This window comes from Roseovarius halophilus (ex Wu et al. 2025) (assembly GCF_047086965.1).
The window spans coordinates 1-3,403 of the sequence record NZ_JBKOTX010000353.1; the positions used below are offsets into that span (position 1 = coordinate 1).

3 protein-coding genes and 1 pseudogene are annotated in these 3,403 nt (G+C 68.1%); 1 reads left to right on the top strand and 3 read right to left on the bottom strand.

Annotated features, from left to right (window positions below; all coding sequences use genetic code 11):
* From ACH107_RS31230 to ACH107_RS31240, 3 genes and pseudogenes are all read right to left on the bottom strand, one after another.
* A pseudogene (locus ACH107_RS31230) lies at window positions 1-548 on the bottom strand (peptidoglycan-binding protein); the annotation flags it as partial.
* A 3-nt stretch (window positions 549-551) separates the two neighbouring features.
* Complete coding sequence (locus tag ACH107_RS31235) at window positions 552-1,724, bottom strand: biopolymer transporter ExbB (RefSeq protein WP_412509550.1); 1,173 nt, start codon at window positions 1,722-1,724, stop codon at window positions 552-554.
* A gap of 70 nt (window positions 1,725-1,794) precedes the next feature.
* Entirely contained in the window at window positions 1,795-2,316 is a 522-nt protein-coding gene (locus ACH107_RS31240; protein ID WP_412509551.1) for a gamma-glutamylcyclotransferase, read from the bottom strand.
* A gap of 70 nt (window positions 2,317-2,386) precedes the next feature.
* On the opposite strand from ACH107_RS31240, the gene ACH107_RS31245 reads away from it, so the two are divergent.
* A partial coding sequence (locus tag ACH107_RS31245) for a DUF2125 domain-containing protein (RefSeq protein ID WP_412509552.1) occupies window positions 2,387-3,403 on the top strand: 1,017 nt, incomplete at its 3' end.

The window sequence follows — 3,403 nt, forward strand, 5'->3', positions numbered from 1 at the left end:
GCCAATGTCTTCTTGGGCGCGGTAACGTCGCAAGGAATGCCAACCGATCGCGTCGCGACCAGCTCCTCTCGCGTCTCTTGCAACTCGGTGATGCGGGCCTCGTCCGCGCGCCGTCCGGCCAGCAGCCCCGCGACCCGGGCCTCGAAGCCGGTGATGCGCGACTCGGCTTCTTCGAGCGCCGCGGCGCGGGCGTCGCGGTCCTCGGTGAGCCGGGCGATCTCGTCGTCCTGCTCGGCGACACGGCCGCGCGCGTCGGACAGTTGTCCGCGCACCCGGCCCAGTTCATCCGAAAGATTGCCCACCTGCTGGCCCAGGGCGGCCGAGCGATCCTGTTCGGTCGCCAGCGCCGCGCTCAGCGCAGCGACCTCCTCGGAAAGTTCCGAAAGGCGGTTTTCCTGGCCCGAGATGGTCTCGCGCAGGGCGAACTGGACCACCATAAAGATGGTCAGAACGAACATCAGAACCAGCAACAGGCCGGTCATGGCGTCCACGAAACCGGGCCATATCGACGCCTGGAACCGGGCCCCGGTCCTGCGGCGAAGCGTCATGGCTCACGACCCTCCGTCGGTCTGGTTCGGCCGTGTCGCGTTGCTCTGGCGCAGGCAGCGCGCGAGGGCCGCGAGTTCGGCGCGCAGGTCCTGCACGACCTCCTGGCGGCCCGCCGACAGGTCCTCCAGGATGCGCATCAGCCCGACGTCGATCGAGCGCAGGCGCATCCGGCTTTCGGGGTCGATTCCGTCCATGCCGCTGTCCTTCATGGCCTGCACCAGCGCTTCCTGGCTGTCGGCGACGCGGGCCAGCTGGCCGGGAGTGTCGTCCTGTTCCAGGCGCTCGGCCAGCCGTTCCACGGACCGGGCCAGCACTTGCAGGCGTTCGTCCACCTGGGCGCGGCCGTCATCGGTCTGGATCACCATACGTTGCAGCACCTCCATCTGGTCGGACATCTGGTCGACGATGCTGGCAAGCGCGGTGGTCTCACTGCCGTCGTCGTCGGCCATGCCGACCCGGGTGATGGAGGAAAGCCACTCTTCCAGTTCGCGGTAGAACCGGTTCTGCCCATGGCCCGCGAAAAGCTCCAGCAGGCCCACCACAAGCGACCCGGCCAGCCCCAGCAGGGACGAGGCAAAGGCCACGCCCATGCCGCCCAGCTGCGCCTCGAGGCCGCGTTGCAGTCGGGTGAAGATGTCGATGCCGCTCTCGCCCTCGTCTGGGTTGAGGGATCGGATCGTCTCGACAAGCCCGGGTACGGTGGTGGCCAGCCCGTAGAAGGTGCCCAGCAGCCCGAGGAAGATCAGCGTGTTGACGATGTAGCGGGTGATCTCGCGGTCCTCGTCGATCCGCTGGGCCACGGAGTCCAGGATCGACCGCGAGGACGACGACGACAACTGCATCCGCGCCCCCCGCGAGCGCAGCAGTGTCGCCAGCGGGGCCAGAAGCTGCGGCGCGCGAAACTCCTCGTGGCCCGGACGGGCCAGCGCGAACCCCTCGATCCAGCGGACCGAGCCGATCAGCTGGTAGACCTGCCCGAAACAGGACAGCACGCCGATCACGAAGACCAGCCCGATAAAGCCGTTCAGATAGGGATTCGCCAGAAACACGCCCGCAACGCGTGGAAAGGCGAAAACGGCCCCTGCGGCGACCAACCCGAGCACGACGAGCATCGAGATGATCTGCCGCACGGGTTGAGAGAAATGTGGCTCGGCCTCGGCTTCCCGTGTCGCCATGAATAGCACCGGTGTTGTTCTTTCGCCGGACCATAGGGTGTCACAGGCCGAAACCCAAATGAAAAAGGGGTCATTCGGGGATCCGGGGCACGCGCTCGGCCAGCCAGTCCATGTCGGGGTCGCGGATGCCCATCTGCCGCAGATGGGCATGGGTGTTGAGCAGATACTCGCGATTGGGGCCACGTCCGCCCACGGCCCGGGCGATCATCTGTGCCTGGGTTTCCAGCGGGAAGTCGACGTATTGCCGGTGGGCGGGGTCGATGACATAGGCCAGCGCCTCGACCTCGCGGCCGTCGGACAGGCGCAGGGATACATGGCGTTCGAGGTAGGCGGCCGAGACCAGCTCGCGTTCGCGTAGATAGGCCAGCACGTCCTCGGCTTCGTGCGGGGTGGCCTGCAGGGCGACGCCGGTGCATTGCGCCCCGGGGGCATGGGCCAGCGCCAGCACCAGGCCGGGGGTTGCCTCGGTGCCGCGATGATGGATCGAGAGCATGCAGAAACTGCGGTGGTAATCCGCCAGAACGGCGGTCACCTGATCCACGGGGTCGAACCCGGGGTTCCACAGCAGCGATCCGTATCCGAACACCCACATTATTTGATCTCTGGCCCTTGTTGCGCCAGCCCTGTAAACACCAAGCGGGCGGCAGGCGAAAGGGCAAGCGATGCGCTGGCTTACGATCATCGCGGCGGTGCTGGCCGCGCTTTACGGGGGCTACTGGGTCTATACCCGCGGCGCGGTGGAAGACGCGATCACCCGGGCGCTGGCCGAGGCCGAGGCGACGGGCCGCGTCGCAGTCGGCCACGCGGGCTGGTCCATTGTCGGCTTTCCCTCGCGTTTCGATACCACTTTCGACGCCCTGCGGATCGAGGATCCGGTCACGGGGCTGGCCTGGCAGGCGCCCTGGTTCCAGGTGTTTGCCCTGGCTTACCGACCCAACGAGGTCATCGCGGTCTGGCCCGAGACCCAGACCCTCGAGGTTGCGGGGCGCGCGATGGATCTGACGACCGAACGGATGCGCGCCAGCGCCCGGGTGCGCCCCAACACGGCGCTGTCCTTCGACCGGGCCACTCTCGAGGTCGATAGGCCGCGGTTGCAGGGCCTGGCGGACGAGTCCGACCTGACCATGGCGCGCCTGCTGGCGGCGATGCGCTCGGTCCCAGAGGTCGCCAACGGCTACGATCTGTTCCTGGAGGCGCAGAGCGTCGTGCTGCCTGCAAGCTGGCAGGCCCTGCTCGACCCGGAAGGCACCCTGCCGCCCTCGATCCGGCAACTGCGCATGGACGCCACGGCCCGGTTCGACCAACCGCTGGACCGCTTTGCCGGCGGCGCGGGTCCGGTGGGGATCGAGGCGTTGTCGGTGCGCGAATTCGGCGCGCAGTGGGGCGACATGGCCCTGTCGGTCATCGGTGACGTGACGGCGGATGCGGCGGGCCGCGCCAATGGCAGCCTGACCCTGTCGGTAACGGGTTGGCGGCGGGCGCTCGCCATGGCCACGCGGGCCGGTTTGGTCGACGAGGGATTCGATGTCACTCTGACCACCATGGGCGAGGCTCTGGACGAGACCCCGCAGATCGCCGAGACGCGCCGTTTCTTCTCGGCCGAAATACCCCGGGGGAGTCGCCCGCAAGGGCGACGGGGGCAGCGCCCCCTGCCGGCCCGTCATGCCCGAACGGGCCTC